Annotated in this window: 16 protein-coding genes and 1 riboswitch; of the genes, 3 read left to right on the top strand and 13 right to left on the bottom strand. The window is 65.4% G+C overall.

The window, feature by feature from the left end; translation table 11 throughout:
• Window positions 1–54 precede the first annotated feature (54 nt).
• The 5 genes from AO684_RS02625 to AO684_RS02645 all read right to left on the bottom strand — a co-directional run bounded on the left by AO684_RS02625 (window position 55) and on the right by AO684_RS02645 (window position 7,315).
• Entirely contained in the window at window positions 55–744 is a 690-nt protein-coding gene (locus tag AO684_RS02625) for a cell wall hydrolase (protein ID WP_054301195.1), read from the bottom strand.
• 228 nt (window positions 745–972) lie between these two features.
• The gene (locus AO684_RS02630; protein ID WP_054301196.1) at window positions 973–3,513 is read right to left on the bottom strand and encodes a putative PEP-binding protein; all 2,541 of its coding nucleotides are present in this window, start codon (window positions 3,511–3,513) and stop codon (window positions 973–975) included.
• A gap of 140 nt (window positions 3,514–3,653) precedes the next feature.
• The gene (gene glyS / locus AO684_RS02635) at window positions 3,654–5,738 is read right to left on the bottom strand and encodes a glycine--tRNA ligase subunit beta (protein ID WP_054301197.1); all 2,085 of its coding nucleotides are present in this window, start codon (window positions 5,736–5,738) and stop codon (window positions 3,654–3,656) included.
• Window positions 5,739–5,885: 147 nt separating this feature from the next.
• Window positions 5,886–6,383 carry a DUF6446 family protein gene (locus tag AO684_RS02640; protein WP_054301198.1) on the bottom strand — a complete coding sequence of 166 codons (498 nt, stop codon included), beginning with the start codon at window positions 6,381–6,383 and terminating at the stop codon, window positions 5,886–5,888.
• Window positions 6,380–7,315 carry a glycine--tRNA ligase subunit alpha gene (locus AO684_RS02645; RefSeq protein ID WP_054301199.1) on the bottom strand — a complete coding sequence of 312 codons (936 nt, stop codon included), beginning with the start codon at window positions 7,313–7,315 and terminating at the stop codon, window positions 6,380–6,382. Before AO684_RS02645 ends, AO684_RS02640 begins: the two co-directional genes overlap by 4 nt.
• Before the next feature lie 210 nt (window positions 7,316–7,525).
• Here AO684_RS02645 and AO684_RS02650 point away from each other — a divergent pair, with 210 nt between their 5' ends.
• Window positions 7,526–9,343 carry a trypsin-like peptidase domain-containing protein gene (locus tag AO684_RS02650; RefSeq protein WP_054301200.1) on the top strand — a complete coding sequence of 606 codons (1,818 nt, stop codon included), beginning with the start codon at window positions 7,526–7,528 and terminating at the stop codon, window positions 9,341–9,343.
• Window positions 9,344–9,399: 56 nt separating this feature from the next.
• On the opposite strand, the gene AO684_RS02655 is transcribed toward AO684_RS02650, so the two are convergent.
• From AO684_RS02655 to metZ, 4 genes are all read right to left on the bottom strand, one after another.
• Complete coding sequence (locus AO684_RS02655; RefSeq protein WP_054301201.1) at window positions 9,400–10,872, bottom strand: TrkH family potassium uptake protein; 1,473 nt, start codon at window positions 10,870–10,872, stop codon at window positions 9,400–9,402.
• A gap of 31 nt (window positions 10,873–10,903) precedes the next feature.
• Window positions 10,904–12,352 carry a TrkH family potassium uptake protein gene (locus AO684_RS02660; RefSeq protein WP_054301202.1) on the bottom strand — a complete coding sequence of 483 codons (1,449 nt, stop codon included), beginning with the start codon at window positions 12,350–12,352 and terminating at the stop codon, window positions 10,904–10,906.
• Between the two features lie 71 nt (window positions 12,353–12,423).
• Window positions 12,424–13,512 carry a GTP cyclohydrolase FolE2 gene (folE2, locus tag AO684_RS02665; RefSeq protein WP_054301203.1) on the bottom strand — a complete coding sequence of 363 codons (1,089 nt, stop codon included), beginning with the start codon at window positions 13,510–13,512 and terminating at the stop codon, window positions 12,424–12,426.
• 206 nt (window positions 13,513–13,718) lie between these two features.
• On the bottom strand, window positions 13,719–14,903 hold the full coding sequence (gene metZ / locus AO684_RS02670) for an O-succinylhomoserine sulfhydrylase (RefSeq protein ID WP_054301204.1): 1,185 nt from the start codon (window positions 14,901–14,903) through the stop codon (window positions 13,719–13,721).
• 44 nt (window positions 14,904–14,947) lie between these two features.
• A riboswitch (SAM riboswitch) is annotated at window positions 14,948–15,024 on the bottom strand.
• A gap of 89 nt (window positions 15,025–15,113) precedes the next feature.
• Between metZ and AO684_RS02675 the strand changes: the two genes are divergently transcribed.
• Window positions 15,114–15,806, top strand: a complete 693-nt coding sequence (locus AO684_RS02675; RefSeq protein ID WP_054301205.1) for a glutathione S-transferase N-terminal domain-containing protein — start codon at window positions 15,114–15,116, stop codon at window positions 15,804–15,806.
• Window positions 15,807–15,820: 14 nt separating this feature from the next.
• Here the strand turns inward: AO684_RS02675 and AO684_RS02680 are convergent, their stop codons facing one another.
• The 4 genes from AO684_RS02680 to AO684_RS02695 are packed head-to-tail and all read right to left on the bottom strand — an operon-like array spanning window position 15,821 to window position 18,835.
• A complete protein-coding gene (locus AO684_RS02680) occupies window positions 15,821–16,240 on the bottom strand; it encodes a secondary thiamine-phosphate synthase enzyme YjbQ (protein WP_054301206.1) in 420 nt (139 codons plus the stop codon).
• Window positions 16,237–16,761 carry a DUF4166 domain-containing protein gene (locus AO684_RS02685; protein ID WP_054301207.1) on the bottom strand — a complete coding sequence of 175 codons (525 nt, stop codon included), beginning with the start codon at window positions 16,759–16,761 and terminating at the stop codon, window positions 16,237–16,239. Before AO684_RS02685 ends, AO684_RS02680 begins: the two co-directional genes overlap by 4 nt.
• Entirely contained in the window at window positions 16,758–17,219 is a 462-nt protein-coding gene (locus tag AO684_RS02690) for a thiol-disulfide oxidoreductase DCC family protein (RefSeq protein ID WP_054301208.1), read from the bottom strand. The genes AO684_RS02685 and AO684_RS02690 overlap by 4 nt, the downstream gene beginning before the upstream one ends.
• A 41-nt stretch (window positions 17,220–17,260) precedes the next feature.
• The gene (locus tag AO684_RS02695; RefSeq protein ID WP_054301209.1) at window positions 17,261–18,835 is read right to left on the bottom strand and encodes a bifunctional ADP-dependent NAD(P)H-hydrate dehydratase/NAD(P)H-hydrate epimerase; all 1,575 of its coding nucleotides are present in this window, start codon (window positions 18,833–18,835) and stop codon (window positions 17,261–17,263) included.
• Between the two features lie 176 nt (window positions 18,836–19,011).
• Here AO684_RS02695 and AO684_RS02700 point away from each other — a divergent pair, with 176 nt between their 5' ends.
• On the top strand, window positions 19,012–19,350 hold the full coding sequence (locus tag AO684_RS02700; protein WP_054301210.1) for a P-II family nitrogen regulator: 339 nt from the start codon (window positions 19,012–19,014) through the stop codon (window positions 19,348–19,350).
• Window positions 19,351–19,352: the final 2 nt, after the last annotated feature.

A 19,352-nucleotide genomic window follows, 5' to 3' on the forward strand; every position in this document is an offset into this window, starting at 1 on the left:
GCTATGCCCTGCCCGCCAGCGGCAGGCAAGGCCCAAGACCCGACATCAACGCGGTTATTGCCGGTAGAAAAGATGCGCACCGATCGCGGCGGTCCGCTCGAAGCGGCGCGACCAGGACGGGCGGATATTGACCGTATGGAAATGCGTCGCCCCCGCTGTCAGCGCACGAGGCGCCCCATCCAGCATCAGCCGCGCGATCTTGCCGGCGCGATTCCACGCGCCCTTCTCGTTCGCGCGGTCGGATTTGCCATCACAGGTATAGGAGAACTGACACCCCTGATTGACGACACCGCAGATCGTTCCGGGATAAGAGGCACTGTCGACCCTGTTCAGAATGACCTCGGCCACTGCGAACTGGCCCCGGATCGTTTCGCCACGCGCCTCGTGATAAAGCGCGGTGGTCAGGCACTGCCATTGCTGATCGCCCGAGGTAACCGGCAGCGCATCAAGGAAACTGTTGTCATACCGGATGAGGTTTGGCGTCGAAATCTCTGGCAGGCCAGACTTTTTCGCCACGCGCTTCACCACCGGACGCTTGACCTGCACCCCGTCTGCCAGCGCAGCAAGCCGGGCGGGCGCCACCTGGCCCATGGCCGTGCGCTCCATACCCAGCAGCGACGTCATCTGACCTCCCAGCGTGATTGAGGGGTCATTCGACTGGCTCACCGTCACATCGGCGAAGGCCGCTCCACTGAGGACGACAGTAGCCGAAACGGCCATCGTCCAACCTTGTAGCAAGCGCATTAACTCTGTTCCCGGTCCTGTTCCAGCGCCGCGCGCAGCTGAGAAAATTTGTAAACAACGCGCAACAAGGGGCGCCCTTAGCCCAGGACAGCGGTCCGAGTCTACCCTAGTGGCAAAAAAACCACACAGAATCAGCGAATTTTGCGCAATTTGTTGCCGAAGCTCTTTTTGAAACCGCAAGAGGAAACAGCGGAAGCATCGCCGTTTCCGCTTGTTTTTCCACAGTTTTCATTGCTTCGGATCGGTCAGCGCCAGATGTGCCGCCGCAAGTCGCGCCAGAGGAACGCGGTAAGGCGAACAACTGACATAATCGAAGCCCGCCTTGCGGCAGAAGGCGATTGATTCGGGGTTTCCGCCATGTTCGCCGCAAATCGAAAGGGTGAGATTCGGCCGGGTCTGACGGCCCCGCTCCGCCCCGATCAGCAGCAGTTCCCCTACGCCATCCACATCGAGAATGTGGAACGGATCTTCGCTGAACACCCCCTCCTGCACATAGGTATTCATGAAGCGTCCGGCGTCATCGCGGCTGAGCCCGTAGGTCATCTGCGTCAGGTCATTGGTGCCGAAGGACAGGAAGGCCGCGTGCTGCGCGATCTCGCCCGCCCGCAGCGCGGCGCGCGGGGTTTCCACCATTACACCCAGCCGGTAGTCGAAGCTGACCCCGGTTTTCGTCCGCACCAGCGCCGCCACCGCGTCGATCCGGGTTTTCACCAGTTCGACCTCGCGCCGCGCCGATACGAGGGGGATCATGATTTCCGGCACCACCGGCTCGCCCGCGCGCACGGTTTCCACTGTCGCCTCGAAAATGGCACGCGCCTGCATGTCATAGATTTCGGGCAAGACAACGCCCAGCCGGACGCCCCGCATCCCCAGCATCGGGTTGAACTCGGCCAGCGCCTCGGCCCGACGCGTGACCTCGGAAAGCGGGCGATCCAGCGCCTCGGCCAGTTCGCGCATACCTTCGCGGGAATGCGGCAGGAACTCATGCAGCGGCGGGTCGAACAGGCGGATGCAGACTGGCAAACCCTTCATGATTTCAAAGAGTTGCACAAAGTCCGCACGCTGCATCGGCAAAAGCCGTGCCAGCGCCGCAGCCCGGTCGGGGGCGGTATCGGCGAAGATCATTTCGCGCATGGCCACCAGCCGCGCCTCTTCAAAGAACATGTGTTCCGTCCGGCACAGCCCGATGCCCTGCGCCATGAAGTCGCGCGCGGTCTGGGCATCCGACGGCGTGTCGGCATTGGCGCGGATGCCGATGTCGCGCAGCTCGTCCGCCCAGGCCAGAAGCTGCCGGAACGACTCCCCCTGCGCCGAGGGCAGCATGTCCGCCGCCCCCACCAGCGCCTCGCCCGAGGTGCCGTCGATGGTGATGATATCCCCCTCACGGAACACCCGGCCATCGCGGGCGGTCAGCTTGCGGTCTCGGGTATCCAGCCGGATATCGGAGGCGCCCACGATACAGGGCAGGCCAAGGCCGCGCCCGATCACCGCCGCGTGGCTGGTCATGCCGCCACGTTCCGTCAGCACGGCCGCCGCCGAATGCATGCCGCGAATGTCTTCCGGCGCGGTTTCCCGGCGCACGAGGATACAGGCCTCGCCCCGCGCGGCGCTGGCCTGTGCCGCCTGCGAGGAAAACACGATGCGCCCGGTTGCGGCACCGGGGCTGGCGGCGATGCCACGGGCGAAAACGTCGCGCGGCCCGCGCGGATCGACCTGCGGGTGCAGCAGTTCGGATAGCGCGCGGGGTTCGACCCGCAGCACCGCCTCGGCGGGGGTGATCACACCGTCGCGCGCCAGCGCCACGGCGATCTTGAGCCCTGCACGGGCCGACCGCTGCACCTTCACCGCATCCAGCACAGCCAGCTTGCCATCCTCGATGGTGAATTCGATCTGCATTTCCTCACGCAGACGCTGGCGGCAGATCGCGCCCTCGCGGATCAGCTCGGCGAAGATTTCAGGCGCCAGTTCCTCCAGCGAGGGGCCGCGCGGGTCACGGGTCAGATACAGCGCCTCGCCCTTTTTCAGCGCGTCGCGGCCCTGGCTTTGCCCCAGATAACGGCCGATCACCTTGGGATTGCCCGTCACCGGATCGACGAACTGTATCACGCCCGAGCCAGAGATCCCCTGCCCGATGCCTTGCGCCATCTGTTGCACCACCAGCCCCAGCGCCGCCTCCGCCGGGGCGCCCTTGGCCTGCCGCAACAGCCGCGCGGTCGTTCCCTCCCACGCACGCGCCATCGACCGCAGCACATCGGCCAGTTGCCGGGCCGGATCTTCGGGGAAAGGCTCGTCCATCTCGCGTTCAAAGGCGCGCAGGGCCTCGTTCAGCCCGCGTGCGCCGGGTTCCAGCCCCTCGAACATATCGGGGTCAAGGCGGGCGACGTGCACGGCATAGCCCTGAACGAAGCGCAGATACAGCGCATCGGCCGCCGCCTGTCCATGGCTTTTGGCCAGCAGATCATGGCGCGCTGCGTTGAACCCGATGTTGAGGATGGTGGCAGGCCCGCCCCAATCGGGATTTTCCGGGCTTGGGCGCACCGAAATCAGCGGGCTGTCGCCGAAATGGCCCAGCACCGCCGGGCAATCCAGCATCTGCCCGGCCGCAATGGCCCGCACGGTCGAGGCGGGCAGCGTTACCGTTTTCGGGACGGGCAGTTCCAGCCGGATCAGCCGTTGCAGGCATTTCGCCCGCCAGCCATGGCGCGGGGTCGAGACCTCGGCCGAGGGGGTGATGACGGTGAAATCGGTAAGAAGTTCGGTTTTCTGCACTGCGGCGCCCTTTCGGTTCGCGGGCAGAATACGCCGTTCGGGGCGTGGCGCAAGCGGCGCCGGCAAAAGGGGGGCTTTCCGCCCCCCTCGCCCGTTCCGGGCCCACCCCCCGGAGGATATTTTGGCCAAGATGAAGGGGATCAGCCCTCGACCTTGGTGAAGTCGGCCACCTGCGCCACCAGCGCGCGGATGCGGTGGAGGAGGTTCAGACGGTTGCGCCGCACAATGGCGTTGTCGGTATTGATCTGAACGGCGGTGAAGAAAGCGTCGATGGGGGCGCGCAGTTTGGCCATGGCGGCCATGGCGGCGGCGAAATCTTCCTGCACCATGGCCGGAGCAATGGCAGCCTCGCCCGCGTCGAGCGCGGCGAACAGGGCGCGTTCCTCGTCGGTTTCGGCGAATTTGGGATCGGCGCCGAAGGAGTATTCCACCCCGTCCTTCTGTTCGGCCTGGGTCAGGATGTTGTTCGCCCGCTTGAAGCCTTGCAGCAGGTTGGTGCCATCGTCAGAGCCAAGAAAGGCTTGCAGCGCCTCGGCGCGTTTCACCAGCAGGGTGAGGTCGTCATTGCCGGGCATGGCAAGGCAGGCGTCGATGACGTCGTGGCGAATGCCCTGATCGCGGAGGAAGACCTTGAGGCGGTCGTGGAAGAAGGAGAGGAGGTCATTCTCTGCTTCCTTGTAGTATCGCTGCGTCTCTTTGTGGCGATGCAGACCTGCCTCCAACAGAGCGCGCAGCCCAGCCCGTATCTCATTCCCCAGCACCAGCCGGATCACCCCCAGTGCGGCGCGGCGCAGGGCAAAGGGATCTTTGCTGCCCGTGGGTTTCTCGTCAATCGCCCAGAACCCGGTCAGCGTGTCGATCTTGTCGGCCAGCGCCACCGCCACCGAAACCGGCTCTGACGGCACAGCATCAGAAGGCCCCAGTGGCGAGTAATGGTCGCGGGCGGCGTTGGCGATGGCTTCGGGTTCGCCCGCCTCCAGCGCGTAATAGCGGCCCATCGTGCCTTGCAGTTCGGGGAATTCGCCGACCATGGCGCTGCGTAGGTCAAGTTTCGCCAGACCGGCGGCGCGGGCGGCCTGATCCGGGTCAGCCCCCACCAGCGGCGCGATCTCGCGCGCGAGTGCGGCGATACGGGCGATGCGGTCGGCCTGACTGCCTAGCTTGTTGTGGAAGGTCACGGCCTTCAGCCCCTCGGCCCAGTCGGTCATGCCGGCCTTGGCCACGCGCAGGTCGTTTTCCCAGAAGAAGCGGGCGTCGGACAGGCGGGCGGACAGCACCTTCAGGTTGCCCTTCAGGATGGTCGCGCCGTTGTCGGCGGTTTCGCGGTTAGCGACGGTCACGAAGCCCTCGATCCGGCCCGATTTTGGGTTTCTGACCGAGAAGAATTTCTGATGCTCGCGCATCGAGGTTTGCAGCACCTCGGGCGGCAGGTGCAGGAATTCGGCGCCGATGGCGCCCATCAGCACCACGGGCCATTCCACCAGCCCCGCCACCTCGGTCAGCAATCCCGCATCAGGGACAAGTTCAAGACCGCGCGCAAAGGCCTGATTTTGCGCATCATTCCAGATATGCGCCTCACGTTCGGCGCTGTCGAGCATCACGAAGGCGCGGCGCAATTTCGCGGTATAGTCGTCAAAGGACGAAACCGCGAACCGCGCGGGCGCCATGAAACGGTGGCCCCCGGTGGTATTGCCCGCGACGATCCCGTCAACCGACATCGGCACGACCTCGGCCCCGCCCTCGTCGCCCAGAAGGCAGAGGATGGAGTGCAGCGGCCGCACCCAGCGCAGGCTGCCCGAGCCCCAGCGCATCGACTTCGGCCAGGGGAACGTGCGGATGGTGCGTTCCAGCACCTCGGCGATGATTTCGGCGGCCTTGCGGCCGGGTTTCTCGATGACGGCGAAATAGACCTCGGCCTTCTTGTCGGCGCGCTTTTCCAACTGGTCCAGCGTCAACCCGGTGGAGCGCAGGAAGCCGTCCAGCGCGGCCTGCGGCGCGTCGGTGCGGGGGCCTTTGCGTTCCTCGCGCACGGGTTTGCTTTCGGGCGTCAGCCCCTGCACCGTCAGCACCAGACGGCGCGGCGTGGAAAAGGCCCCGGCGCTTTCATAGGTCAGACCCGCCTCGACCAGACCGTCCGTCACCAGCTTCTTCAGGTTCTCGCGCGCGGCGGCTTGCATCCGCGCAGGGATTTCCTCGGAAAACAGTTCGATCAGCAGGTCGGACATGGAGATCTTCTTTCAGCTTCGCGGATCATCCGGGCGCGGCCGCGCCCTGCCTGCGGCATACAGGCCCGGCCGTCGCCACGCAAGCGGACCGGGGCGATTTTGCGGCACATCCCGAGGACGAAACGGCACCGCCCCCGGCCCTGCCGCTTACTTCAGGATGCCCTTGGTCGGGTCTTCCTTCAGCTTGTCGTTCAACTGGTGCCAGGCATAGGCATTGCCGTTCGGAAAGACCGCGACAACCCGATCCACGCCCGGCACGATGTCATGGACCGACAGGAAGGCGATGGCTTCGCCGGTTTCCAGCGCCTCGCCGATCTTTTCGGCATTGAAGCAATCGAACCACGGCGGGCCGACCAGCGGTTCGGCCTGATCATAGACCCTGTAGGTCTCGGTCAGCATGGCCTGGCTCATCGGGGTATGGAAACAGGCCCGGAAGCGCAGCGGCGAGGAGGTGGCGTCAATGCCCTCCACATTCTCGGCCAGAATCGCCTCGGGCGCATCCCCAAGGATCGGGGTCAGCTGGATTTCCGCCCCCGGCTGAAAGGTGGCGGGTTCATAGAAGGCGTAGACCTGCAACCAGTAGATTGCGATTCCTGCGATTGCGGCGATCAAGACGATTCCCCCCGCGATGAGCTTGCCACTCACGCCGCCGTCTCCACCGAGGCGCCCGCCTCGGTCTGGACGAAGGCATCGGCGCATTTCTTCGCCAGCGCGCGCACCCGGCCGATATAGGCCTGCCGTTCGGTGACCGAGATCACGCCGCGCGCGTCGAGCAGGTTGAACAGATGGCTGGCCTTGATGCACTGGTCATAGGCGGGATGCGCCATGATGATGCGCTTGCCGCTGTTCGGATCTTGCGGATCAAAGGTCAGCAGGCGTTCGCATTCAGCCTCGGCATCCTCGAAATGGCGCAGCAGCATCTCGGTCGTGGCGCCGTCGAAATTGTGGCGGCTGTATTCTTCCTCCGTCTGGCGGAAGATGTCGCCGTATTTCAGCGGGATCGGGCTGTCGGGGTCGTTGAAGGGCATGTCCATGACGTGATCAATGCCCAGCACATACATCGCCAGACGTTCCAGACCATAGGTCAGCTCGCCCGAGACCGGCTTGCAGTCATGCCCGCCAACTTGCTGGAAATAGGTGAACTGGCTGACTTCCATGCCGTCGCACCAGACCTCCCAGCCCAGCCCCCAGGCGCCCAGTGTCGGGCTTTCCCAGTCATCTTCCACAAAGCGGATGTCATGCAGGCTGGTGTCGATGCCGATGGCGTTCAGGCTGCCCAGATACAGCTCCTGCAGATCGGGCGGCGAGGGTTTGATCAGCACCTGATACTGATAGTAGTGCTGAAGCCGGTTCGGGTTCTCGCCGTAACGGCCATCGGTCGGGCGGCGCGAGGGCTGCACATAGGCGGCGGCCCAGGGTTTGTTGCCAAGGCTGCGCAGCGTCGTCGCCGGGTGGAAGGTGCCCGCGCCCACCTCCATGTCATAAGGTTGCAGCACGGCACAGCCCCTTGAACCCCAGTAGGTCATCAGGCGCAGGATGATTTCCTGAAAGCTGCGGGGCGTATCGGTGGCGGACATGGCGGACCTCAGGGAAGACGGGGCCGGACGGCGGCAATTCCCCGTCTGCATAGGCAGAAGGGCCGCGAGGGTCAATGGGATGCCGCCCCCGCTTCGCGGCGGCGCGCCTGCTCGCGGAACTGTCAGATTTCAGGGATGCACAGCGTTTGCATGCGGCGTCGGGCGCGTGTAACGCTCGGGTGAGGTGGACGTGACGGGATTACAGTGGGAATGAGACATATTCTTTATCTGCTTGGCCTTGTGGTGCTGCTGGCACTGCCGCAGGGAGCACGGGCGCAACAGCAATACTGGCTTCAGATCGAGGCGCAGCCGACCCTGCGCGAGGCCGAGGATCGGGCGCGCGCCTGGTCGGCGCTGTTTCCCGATGTGGCGGGCTTCACCCTGGGGGCGGGCTGGTATGCGCTGACGCTGGGTCCGCATCTGGATCGCGACTCTGCGCAGGAACGGCTGGTGCAACTGAAACGCGAGGGGCTGATCCCGCGGGACAGCTATGTGACCGACAACCGCGCGCTGCGCGAGCCCTTCTGGCCCACCGGCATGAATCTGGCTCCGGCCCCCGCCGAGCCCGAGGCACAGCCCGTTACCGTACCCGAAGTGCAGACCCTGGCCCTGCCCGACGCCGGAACCGGCACCGACCCGGCCCCCGCACCGGAACCGGAGGCGCAGGCGGCGCCCCCCGAGCCTTCGCCCCCGGCGATCATCGAGGAAAGCCCGGCCGAAGCCCGCGCCTCGGAAGCCCTGCTGAGCCGGGATCAGCGGATGGAATTGCAGGCCGCCCTGCAATGGTATGGCTTCTACAATGCCAGCATCGATGGCGCCTTCGGACCCGGCACCCGCAAGAGCATGGCAGACTGGCAGACCGCGAACGGGCTGGAACCGACCGGCATCCTGACCACGATGCAGCGCGACACGCTGGTCGCGGCGCACCAGCAGGCGCAGGCGGAACTCGGCCTGCAAACCGTAACCGAACAGGAGGCGGGGATTGAAATCACCCTCCCGACCGCGCTGGTGGAATTTGACCACTACGAACCGCCCTTCGCGCATTTCCGCGAAAAGAACGGCTCGGGCGTGCGGGTCATCCTGATTTCGGAACCGGGCGATCAGTCGACGCTCTACGGGCTTTACGACGTGCTGCAAACGCTTGAGGTCGTGCCTCTGTCGGGCGAGCGCAGCCGTGCCGAACGCAGCTTCACCATCGACGGGCGCAACGGCACGGTGGCAAGCCATACTTATGCCGAACTGTCGAAGGGACTGATCAAGGGTTACATGCTGATCTGGAACCCGGCGCAGGACGAGCGCATGGGCCGCGTGCTGGCAGCGATGCAGTCGAGCTTCCGTTCGGTCGGGGACAAGGCGCTGGACCCGGGTCTTGTGCCGCTGTCCGACGACAGCCGCCGCAGCCTGATGGCCGGGCTGGAAGTGCGCCGCCCTGAACTGTCGCGCACCGGCTTTTATGTCGATGGCAGTGGCGCCGTGCTGACCACCCGCGAGGCGGTGGAAGGCTGCAACCGTATCACGCTGGACCTGCGCACCGACGCCACCGTCACCTTCTCGGATGCCGCGACCGGGCTGGCGCTGCTGAAGCCCGCGCAACAATTGTCCCCCCCCGCCGTCGCCGAACTGCTGACCGGGCCGGCGCGTCCCGGACAGGAAGTGGCCGTCTCGGGCTACAGCTATGAAGACACCCTGCCCGCCCCGACCCTGACCTTCGGCACGCTGGAGGAAATGAAGGGGCTGGACGGTGAGGCGGGCATCGCGCGTCTGTCGCTTCAGGCGCTGCCCGGCGATGCCGGTGGCCCGGTGCTGGACGGCGCGGGCACCGTCATCGGTATGCTCATGCCGCGCGACACCGCAGGCAGCCGCAAGCTGCCCGACAGCGTGACCTATGCCGCGCAGGCCGCCACCATCGCTACAAGGCTGACCGAAGCGGGGATCACCCCGCATGCCTCGGCGCGCAGCGGCGCCATGGCGCCCGAGGATCTGAGCCGGATGGCGCGAGGCATGACCGTTCTGGTCTCCTGCTGGTAAGCCACCGGAGCCCGCAGACAAAAAGGGGCCGCCACGCGCGCGGCCCCTTTTGCATGTCAGTCGCGCCAGAACCGCGCCATGAACAGCACATAGACCGACAGCAGCTCCAGCCGCCCCAGGATCATCCCGGCAATCAGCAGCCATTTGGAGGCGGTCGGAAAACCATCCACCGCGCCCGTACGCCCGACCTCGGGCCCCCAGACCGGCCCGATATTGGCAAGCGAAGTCCAGGCCCCGGTCAGCGCCGCGCTGTCCGACAGGCCGCTGAGCGACAGCGCCACCACCAGTAGGCCGAAGGTCAGCACGAACAGCGTGAAGAACATGATGACCGAATCCAGCACATCATCGCTGACCGGATGCCCGCCATAGCGCATCTGCACCGCCGCACTGGGATGGCGCAGACGACGCAATTGCACCTTCACCGCCTCGAACAGGATCAGATAGCGGAACACCTTGACCGAACAGACGGTGGAGGAGGTGCAGCCGCCGATCAGCCCCACGGTCAGCAGCACTGTAAAGGCGAAAGCCCCCCAGAGCGTGACATCAACCGAGGCATAGCCGGTGCCGGTGAACACAGTAACGACGTTGAACAGCACATCCGTCGCAATACGCTCCGGCGCGATCTCGTGCTGCCACCAAGCGATGAACAGGATCAGCCCTACCGCGACCGCATTCCAGCGCAGGAAGGCCCGCACCTGAATATCGCGGAACAGCGGCGCCACATCGCCCCGCATCACCTGCACATAGCGGATGAACGGCAACGAGGCCATGAGCATGAACAACACCGCCACCAGCTTCGATGCCTCGGGGAAGGCCGCGAAGCTCAGATCGCGGGTCGAGAAGCCGCCGGTAGAAACGCAGGTCAGCGCATGCATCACCGCCTCGAACCCCGACATGCCCAGCGCCCGGAAGGCCAGCGCACAGGCCACGGTGATCAGCGCGTAGATCTGGATCAGCCCGACCGAGATTTCAAAGGCGCGGGGCAGGATCTTGCCCAGCGTGTCAAACCCTTCCGAGCGGAAGAACTGCATCCCGCCGACTTTCATCACCGGCAGAAAGATCAGTGCCACGATGACGATCCCCAGCCCGCCCAGCCATTGCAGCATGCCGCGCCAGAGGTTCGTGCCCATCGGCAGCAGGTCAAGCCCCGGCGCGCCGGTTTCGGCATCGGGGCCGATGATGGTGGTTCCGGTGGTCGTCATGCCCGAAACCGCCTCGAAATAGGCATCCGTCGCGCTCAGCCCCGGTTCGCCCAGCATGAAAGGCAGGGCACCGAAGGCGGGCAGGATGGTCCACACGGCCGTGGTCAGCACGAAGGCCTGTTTCACGGTCAGCCCCGTCCCCGTCGCATTGGAACAGGTCAGGGCCATCACGGCGCCGGTCACAGTGGTCACCGTCGCCGCCGAGAGGAAGGCCAGCCAGTTGCCATGCCCGGTGATGCGGTCCAGCCCCAGCGGCAGCAGCATCAGCCCGCCCAGCACAACCAGCAAGAGGCCAAGGATATAGACGATCGGTCGCAGATCAATCATGCACAGAACCTCGCCCCGCAGCAGCCAGCTGTCAATCGCGCCAGAAACGCGGCATCAGGACCACCAGAAAGGCCAGCAGCGACAGGCGGCCCAGCAGCATTGCGGCGATGAGAATCCACTTCGCCGCCGTCGGAAATTCGATGAAGGTTCCGGTGCCCGCAACCAGCGGGCCGATGCCGTAGCCGATATTGCCGATCGAGGTCCAGACCGCGAACAGCGCACTTTGCATGTCGACGCCGGTGAAGGTCAGCGCAGCACTCAGCACGCCGATGATCAGGATATAGGAGGTGACGAACATCATCACGCCATTCATCGTCTCGTTATCCACCCGCCGACCGTCATAGCGCACAGCGGCAATCCGGTCCGGCATGTCTATCTGACGCAGTTGCGCGATGACGGCCCGCACCGAAAGCTGCACCCGGAAGACCGTCAGCGCGCCCGAGCTGGAGCCGGAGCAGCCGCCGATGACCCCAAGGATAAAGGCCGCCACCAGCACGAAGCCTCCCCAGTTGGAGAAGGTTCCGGCAAAGAAGCCGGTGCCCGTCATGATCGAAGTGGCATTGAACAGCACGTCACGGAAAATCGGCTCGGGGTCGCCGCCTTCGGTCAGCACCCGCCAGAGCGTCAGGATCAGCACCGCCACTGCCAGCCAGATGACGAAGGCGCGCGCCTGCGGGTCACGCCACAAAGCGCCATGGCGGCCGGTGACCATCTGGACGTAGCGGATATAGGGCAAGGCGGCCAGCACCATGAACAGCGCCCCCGCATATTCGGGCAGGCCCGGATAGGCACCGAAAGAGGCATCCTGCGGGGAAAACCCCCCGGTGGCGATGGTGGCGAAAGCATGCACCACCGCATCCAGCGGTGCCATGCCGACCCCCAGATAGACCACCAGACAGGCCAGCGTCAGCCCGGCATAGACCCCCAGCAGCGAAAGCGCGATATCGCTTGCCCGCGGCAAGACCTTGCCCAGCGTGTCAAAGCCTTCGGTCTTGAAGAACTGCATGCCGCCGACCCGCATCACCGGCAGGAAGATCATGGCGATGAAGGCGATGCCCAGACCGCCCAGCCAGTTCAGCATGCCGCGCCAGAGATTCAGACCCTGCGGCTGATCCGCCAGCCCGATGATCACGCTCGATCCGGTGGTGGTGATGCCCGAGACCGCCTCGAAATAAGCGTCCGTAAAGCTCAGCCCCGGTGCGCCGGTCATCATCGGCAGCGCCGCGAACATAGGCAGGACCACCCAGATACCAAGGGTCAGCAGAAAGGCTGACCGGGTATCAAAACCCCGGTTCAGCCCGGCCCGCGTTGCCATGGCGACCAGCATGCCGGTTCCTGCGGTTATAATGGCCGCCTCGACAAAGGCCCCGGCATTGCCGTTGTCCATTGCCCCGTCGAGCAGCGCCGGGATCAGCATGAGACTGCCCAAGATGAACAGCAGTCGTCCAAGGATACTCGCGGCGGGGGTCAGGTCGATCATGATGCGCAAGACCTCGACCGCCCGCAGGCGTTTGTCAAGCGTGGCCCTGCGACAGGGCCGCGCGCCCCGGATCAGCCGACGTGGAACAGCGTGCCGAACAGGCGGGGATCAAGGCTTGCCTGCGCGAAGGTCGGGCCTTCGGTCAGCACGCTGACGGCATCATGGCTGTGCAGGCTTTCCTGATGGCTGGCCACGATACGGAAATCGCCCACCCGCGGATTGGCCTGCAACTGCGCACAGAACAGCCGCGCGGCATCCTCAACGAAGATCGGATTGGCGGCATTCAGTTCCGCAAAAGCCTGTTCATCCTCGCGCTTCACCATCACCTGAGTCTCGGTCGGCACGGCGCGGCGGCACAGTTCGATCAGATCCTCGAACCACAGCGCAGGGCCCGGATTGGCCACGACCGAAATGCGCGCCACCGACCGCTGCGAATGCGGCGTGGCCAGTTGCCCGCGCGTGCGGCGGGCATGTTCGCTGAGTTCCAGCGAGCACGGGCAGGTCGAGGAGTAAACATAGTCGAGGTGCATGATCTTCAGCCGCTCACCCGCGCGGTCCACCAGTTCCAGCGCGATGTCGTAATATTGCCAGCCCGACAGCCCTGACCGCAGCGACGGCACCTTCACGGGGAAGGAAAACCGCATCTGGATACGCGCATCGAAGCTTTCCAGATCGCGTTTGTAGTCACTCAGCGCATGTTCAATGACATCGAAGCTGAAATCCCGCTCGGCATGGGTATAGAAGGACCGCATGATGCGGCTCATGTTGATGCCCTTCTTTTCCGCCTCAAGGCTCACCGTGCCGGTGACGCTGGTTTCCAGCAGCACCTCGCCCGCATCGCGGGTGCGGTAACGGATCGGCAGGCGGAAATTGGAAATCCCGACATGCTGGATCTGCGTCTTCGCCCCCCGGATCAGGCTGGCCGGGCCGTTCTGCAAATCGGGCAGCGTCGCCTTGTAGGCGGCATCGGCACGGAATTCAGCCGGATAGATGGTGGACAGGTCGGGATAGCCGTCGCCGATCAGTGCCCGCGCGGCGGGATCAAGCGCCAGCATCTCCGTGTCGGAAGCCTTGGAGGCCCATTGACGGATCAGCGCCAGCGCCGCCTCCACCTCTTCAGGCCCAGGCTTGCGATCCAGTTCGGGGGTGCGGATGTTCATTGGCGGTCCTTTCGGTTCCGGCGCAGGAGAGACAGGTTCCTTGTCCGCGCCTTCAATGTCAGCAGGATATACGAAGGGCCGCGCCCCCCGGATCACTCACGCCCCGGTCTCCCGGAGCGCAGGGTCAACATAGGCATGGCCAGGGATCATTGTAAGGCCGGAGGCGACGCGAAAAAGCGCATTTGCGCCGCCTGCCGGTGCCGGGATCAGACCGCCGCCAGCGCGTTCTTCAGGTCTGCCACCAGATCGCCCGCATCTTCCAGGCCGACCGAGAACCGGATCAGGCCAGGCGTGATGCCCAGCAGGTCTTTCTGATCCTGCGGCAGTCGCTGGTGGGTGGTGGTCGCGGGATGGGTGGCGATGGATTTCGCATCACCCAGATTGTTGGAAATCTTGATGATTTCCAGCGCGTTCATGAAGCGGAACGCTGCCTCTTTCCCGCCCTTGATGTCGAAGGCCACCATGGTACCGCCCGAGCCCATCTGCTCCATCGCCAGCGCGTGCTGCGGGTGGCTGGCAAGGCCGGGGAAGATCACCCGCGACAGCCGCGCATCACCTTCCAGCGCCTGCGCTACCGTCAGCGCACTGTCCGCCATGGCGCGACAGCGCAGGTCCAGCGTCGCCATGCCGTTCAGCATGATCCAGGCGGTGAAGGGGCTCATCGAGCCGCCGGTGTGCTTCATGTAGGGTTCAACCGTCTTGCGGATGAACTCGGTCGTTCCACAGATTACCCCGCCCAGCGCGCGGCCCTGCCCGTCGATGTGCTTGGTCGTCGAATAGATCACCGCGTCTGCACCCAGTTCCACCGCCCGGCTGAAGATCGGGGTCGAGAACACGTTGTCCACAATGACCAGCGCGCCCGCCGCATGGGCGATATCCGCCACGCCCCTGATGTCCACCAGTTCCAGCGTCGGGTTCGACATGCTTTCAAAGAACACCGCCTTCGTCACGCCGGGCCGCACCGCTGCGCGCCATTGGTCCAGATCGGCGCCATCGACGAAGGTGACCTTCACCCCGTAGCGGCCCAGCACCTCTTCAAGGATGTAAAGGCACGATCCGAACAGCGCCCGCGCCGAGACCACATGATCCCCCGCCCGCAGTGCCGAGACCAGCGCCCCGTTCACCGCCGCCATGCCGCTGGCGGTGGCGAAGGCATCCTCGGTGCCTTCCAGCGCCGCGATGCGTTCCTCGAACATCCGCGTCGTCGGGTTGCCGTAGCGGGCATAGATGAACTCGTCGCCCTCGATTTTCAGGAACCGCGCCTCGGCTGCCTCGGCCGTCGGATAGGCAAAACCCTGCGTCAGAAAGATCGCCTCGGCCATCTCGCCATACTGGCTGCGGCGGCTGCCCTCATGCACCAGCGTGGTGCGCGTTTTCCAGTCTTTGCTCATCTCTGCCTCCGGCAAAACAAAACCCCGAAGACCGTCCGGCTTCGGGGTCAGAGCCCTTCACCTTTTAGCGGTTTGTTTAACGTGGCCCGCAATCCGGTCACAAAGCGCCACAAGGCCCGCCATACGCCCGGCGCACGAAAAGGTCAACGCCACGCGGGTTGCGCGCAACCCGGCTTTGCGTTTTTGTGAGCGCAAACAGGAGATGCCGCCATGACCATCGCACTTTACTACTGGCCCACGCCGAACGGCCACAAGATCACCATCGCGCTTGAAGAACTGGACCTGCCCTATGAGGTGAAGCTGGTGAACATCGGCAAGGGTGACCAGTTCGCCCCCGATTTCCTGAAGATCGCGCCGAACAACCGGATGCCCGCCATCGTCGATCCCGACGGGCCGGATGGTGCGTCGATCCCGATCTTTGAAAGCGGCGCGATCCTGCAATACCTCGCCCGCAAGACCGGCAAGCTTTACGGCCGGACCGAGCGGGAGCGCGTGGCGGTGGATCAGTGGCTGATGTGGCAGATGGGCGGCGTCGGGCCGATGGCCGGTCAGGCGCATCACTTCCTGAAATACGCGCCGCAGATGGACCCGCCGCAGGTGCTGCCCTATGCGCAGGAGCGTTACCGTAAAGAGGTTGGCCGCCTTTATGGTGTGCTGGACCGGCAGTTGCAGGGGCGCGAATTCGTCGCGGGGGACAGCCTGAGCATTGCCGATATTGCCATCTGGCCCTGGGCGATGGGCTGGGAAGGCCAGCAGCAGACGCTTGACGACAAGCCCGATCTCGCCCGCTGGCTGAAGGCTCTGGGCGCGCGTCCCGCCTTCCAGAAGGGTCGCGCCGTCGCCGCCGAAGCCCGCCTGCCCACGATGGACAAGCAGGCGATGGAGACGCTTTTCAAACGCTAGACCGCGCCGCGCGGTCAGGCGCTCAGCAGCGCTGCGACCTCACGCCGGTGCGGGCGCTGCCGGTGTTCCATCACATAGACGCCCTGCCAGCGCCCCAGCGCCAGCCGCCCGCCGATCAGCGGGATGGTCAGGCTGACCGGCAGCAGTGCCGCCTTGATATGGGCGGGCATGTCATCCGGCCCCTCATAGGTATGGGTCAGCCAGCGCATCGAGGGATGGGTGGCCGGCGGCACGAGCCGGTCCATCCAGCCGGTCAGATCGCCCTGCACCTCCGGGTCGGCATTCTCCTGGATCAGCAGACTGGCCGAGGTATGGCGGATGAACAGTGTCACCACGCCTTCGGTGCGCCCTGCACCTTCGGCCCAGTTGCGCAATTCGCGGGTAAACTCATAAAGGCCGGGGCCCTGGGTTGGGATCGTGAACAGCGTATTCATGGTGCCTCCGGTGTCAGGGTGCCGCGATAGCGGATCAGCAACCCGCCCCACGGCAGACAAGCCGCCACGTCGAAGGCCACGCCCGTTTCTGTTCCCGTCTCGGCCACCTCCGCCCGTGGCAGGCAAAAGCGTGGCACCGGCAGACCCAGAACGCGTCCGCCGGTGACATGCAGACGAAATCCGCCGGGGATGGGCTCGGGGCGCATCATCAGCACGAAGGGGCCAAAGCGCTCCACCACCCTGCCCGCCCGGAAGCTGAGTATTGACGGCGTGCACCGGCCCCCAAAGTCACGCAGCCAATGCACCATTGCCCCTTCGCGCGGCGTGGTCAGGTGCAGGTCAACCGTGCCCGCAGCGGGAAACCGGCCCAGCCACAGCAAAAGCCCGGCCACGATGCCGCTGCCGCGCTCCACCCGGCACGGGCCGGACCAGCGCCGTGGTGCCGCCGTCGGGCTGTGCAAAGCGCGCAGGCAGACCGGCAGGTCAACGGCCCCCAGCGCTCGCAGGAACGGGTCGCTCATCCCCCGAAACCGCCGGGCAGAAAGCGGCTGCGCACCTCTGGCCCCGGCATCAGACAGGTCTCGGTCCGCCCGAACAGGCGATAGCGGTTGCGCGCAATCAGGTGATAGGCCGGATCTTTCATCACCCCCGGCAGAAAGCGCAGCAGGCCAGCCAGCGCCCAAGGCCCGCCCAGCCGCCGCATCGCCGCCGAAAAGGCATCGAGCCGCTGGTGGATCTGTCCGTCCACCACCACCAGATTGGTCTCAAATTCGGTCAATGGCAGGTCCAGCGCGGCATAAAGCGCCTGCCCCAGCGGGCTTTGCGCGGTGGCAAAGCTGAAATGTCGCTGCCGATCCCTGCGCAGCATGAAGCGGAAGAATCCGGAACACAGCACACAGACCCCGTCAAACACGATCAGGTCGCGGCCCGACAGACGGGCTTGCAGATCGGCGGGCAGACTGGAAACCGGGACAGGCATGATCCGGGTGTAGGCCGCAGGCCCGCATGGGTCAATGCGGGCTAAAGGCGCATCCCGCGAAACACTTTGGGCAGTTCGCCGGGCAGATCCTCGGCGATCAGGCCGGGGCCGAAGCTGCGCGCGGCCTCGACATGCAGCCAGGCGCCGGTCGCGGCCGCATCGAAAGCGCCGAGGCCACGCGCCAGAAGGCCCGTGATGATCCCCGCCAGCACATCCCCCGCCCCGGCGGTGGCGAGCCATGGCGCCGCACGGTCGTAAACCGCCGCATTGATGCGGCAAGCCCCGGAAGGCGCGGCGATCACCGTATCCGCCCCCTTGAACAGCAGCACGCAGCCCGCCCGCGCCGCCGCCGCCCGCGCGGCATCCACCCTGGAAAAGGCCGGGCCGCGGGTCGCGGGCTCTGCCAACCGGGCGGCGATGTCGGGGAACAGCCGGGTGAACTCGCCTGCATGCGGCGTCAGCACGCAATCCGCGTGCAGCATCGCAAACAGCCCCGCATCCCGCGCAAGCAGTGTCAGCGCGTCGGCATCCAGCACCAGCGCGCGGCGGCTGTCCAGCGCCTCCGCCACATGCCGCGCCTGCAAGGCCCCGAGGCCAAATCCCGGCCCCAGGCACAGCGCATTGATCCGCCGGTCCGCCAATACCGGCGCCAGCCCCGCGCCACCGACCTGCCGCAGCATGATGGCATCCAGTCGCGCCGCATTCTCGGCCATTGCATCAGGCGGACAGCCCAGCGTCACCAGTCCCGCCCCCACCCGCAGCGCCGCACGCGCCGAAAGCCGCGCCGCGCCACCGCGTCCCTGCCCGCCCGACAGGATCAGCGCATGACCGTGATCGAACTTGTGCTGCCCGCTGCCCTTGCCCAGCTGCGCGTGTGCCCCCGCCAGCGTCACATCCTCCCCGGCGGTTCGTCCCAGCCCGATATCGACCAGCCGCAACGCACCACAATGCAACGGACCTTCCGACAGCACATGACCCAGCTTCCGTGCATGGAAAGTGACGGTCAGCGCGGCGGAAGCCGCCGCCGCCCCCAGCACGCGGCCGCTGTCCATGCACAGGCCGGATGGCGCATCAACCGCGACCAGCCGCCCTGCGGGAAGCCCCGTCATCACTGCCGCAACCTCGGGCGGGAGCGGCCGGGTCAGCCCGGTGCCGAAAACCGCATCGACGATCACATCCGGCACCTTGGCCCCGGCCTGCCCGATGATCGCCGCAGCCTCCCACTGCGCAAACTCACCCATCACGCGCCAGAGGTCGTAATTCACCCGCGCATCAGGCGGCAACTTTGCCGCATCGCCGTAGAGGAAAACCGCAACCTCCCAGCCCCGCTCCCGCAAAAGCCGCGCCACGACGAAACCATCCCCGCCGTTGTTGCCCGGCCCGCACAGCACCAGCGCCCGGCGCGCCTCAGTTTCTGTCCGCAAAAAGGCCGGGGTCCGGGGCAGAACCCCGGGCGTGGCCCCGCGCCCCTCGGCCAGTTCCGGCCATTCCGCCAGCAAGGCCGCCACCACGCCGATGCCCGCACGTTCCATCAGCTCCAGCCCTGTCACTTCACCAGAGGCGATGGCGGCCTGTTCGATGGCGCGCATTTGGGCAGCACTCAACAATTCGGTCATCTTTGAGGCTCTTATTGATTCAACTTTGCCGCCAATCGGGGCGATATGCACAAATATTGTGCAAATACGGCGATTTTGCCGGTTCATATCCGACACCGAAAGGCTAGCCGATTGTCCCCCCCGCCGGGAAGTGGTCACTGACCGTCAAGACGCAATTGCCAGCGGGGAGTCGGCCCATGAAGAAGATCGAGGCGATCATCAAGCCCTTCAAGCTCGACGAAGTGAAAGAAGCACTTCAGGAAGCGGGCATTCAGGGCCTGTCGGTCACCGAGGTCAAGGGCTTCGGTCGCCAGAAAGGCCATACCGAACTCTATCGCGGCGCCGAATATGTCGTCGACTTCCTGCCGAAGGTGAAGATCGAGGTCGTGCTGTCCGATGACATGGTGGACACCGCCGTCGAGGCCATCATCTCGGCCGCGCGCACCGACAAGATCGGTGACGGCAAGATCTTCATCTCGCCGGTGGAACAGGCCATCCGCATCCGCACCGGCGAAACCGGCGACGACGCCGTCTAAGG

The sequence above is a fragment of the Gemmobacter sp. LW-1 genome (assembly GCF_001303875.1).
In the GTDB taxonomy this organism is placed as follows: Bacteria; Pseudomonadota; Alphaproteobacteria; order Rhodobacterales; family Rhodobacteraceae; genus Gemmobacter; species Gemmobacter caeni.

Excerpts from the sequence above, each read along its gene's own strand:
- AO684_RS02660 (WP_054301202.1), bottom strand. The coding sequence starts at position 12,352 with ATGATCGACCTGACCCCCGCCGCGAGTATCCTTGGACGACTGCTGTTC.
- AO684_RS02700 (WP_054301210.1), top strand. The coding sequence starts at position 19,012 with ATGAAGAAGATCGAGGCGATCATCAAGCCCTTCAAGCTCGACGAAGTG.
- metZ (WP_054301204.1), bottom strand. The coding sequence starts at position 14,903 with ATGAGCAAAGACTGGAAAACGCGCACCACGCTGGTGCATGAGGGCAGC.
- AO684_RS02655 (WP_054301201.1), bottom strand. The coding sequence starts at position 10,872 with ATGATTGATCTGCGACCGATCGTCTATATCCTTGGCCTCTTGCTGGTT.
- AO684_RS02690 (WP_054301208.1), bottom strand. The coding sequence starts at position 17,219 with ATGCCTGTCCCGGTTTCCAGTCTGCCCGCCGATCTGCAAGCCCGTCTG.
- AO684_RS02675 (WP_054301205.1), top strand. The coding sequence starts at position 15,114 with ATGACCATCGCACTTTACTACTGGCCCACGCCGAACGGCCACAAGATC.
- AO684_RS02680 (WP_054301206.1), bottom strand. The coding sequence starts at position 16,240 with ATGAATACGCTGTTCACGATCCCAACCCAGGGCCCCGGCCTTTATGAG.
- AO684_RS02625 (WP_054301195.1), bottom strand. The coding sequence starts at position 744 with ATGCGCTTGCTACAAGGTTGGACGATGGCCGTTTCGGCTACTGTCGTC.
- AO684_RS02695 (WP_054301209.1), bottom strand. The coding sequence starts at position 18,835 with ATGACCGAATTGTTGAGTGCTGCCCAAATGCGCGCCATCGAACAGGCC.
- AO684_RS02685 (WP_054301207.1), bottom strand. The coding sequence starts at position 16,761 with ATGAGCGACCCGTTCCTGCGAGCGCTGGGGGCCGTTGACCTGCCGGTC.
- AO684_RS02650 (WP_054301200.1), top strand. The coding sequence starts at position 7,526 with ATGAGACATATTCTTTATCTGCTTGGCCTTGTGGTGCTGCTGGCACTG.
- glyS (WP_054301197.1), bottom strand. The coding sequence starts at position 5,738 with ATGTCCGACCTGCTGATCGAACTGTTTTCCGAGGAAATCCCTGCGCGG.
- folE2 (WP_054301203.1), bottom strand. The coding sequence starts at position 13,512 with ATGAACATCCGCACCCCCGAACTGGATCGCAAGCCTGGGCCTGAAGAG.
- AO684_RS02645 (WP_054301199.1), bottom strand. The coding sequence starts at position 7,315 with ATGTCCGCCACCGATACGCCCCGCAGCTTTCAGGAAATCATCCTGCGC.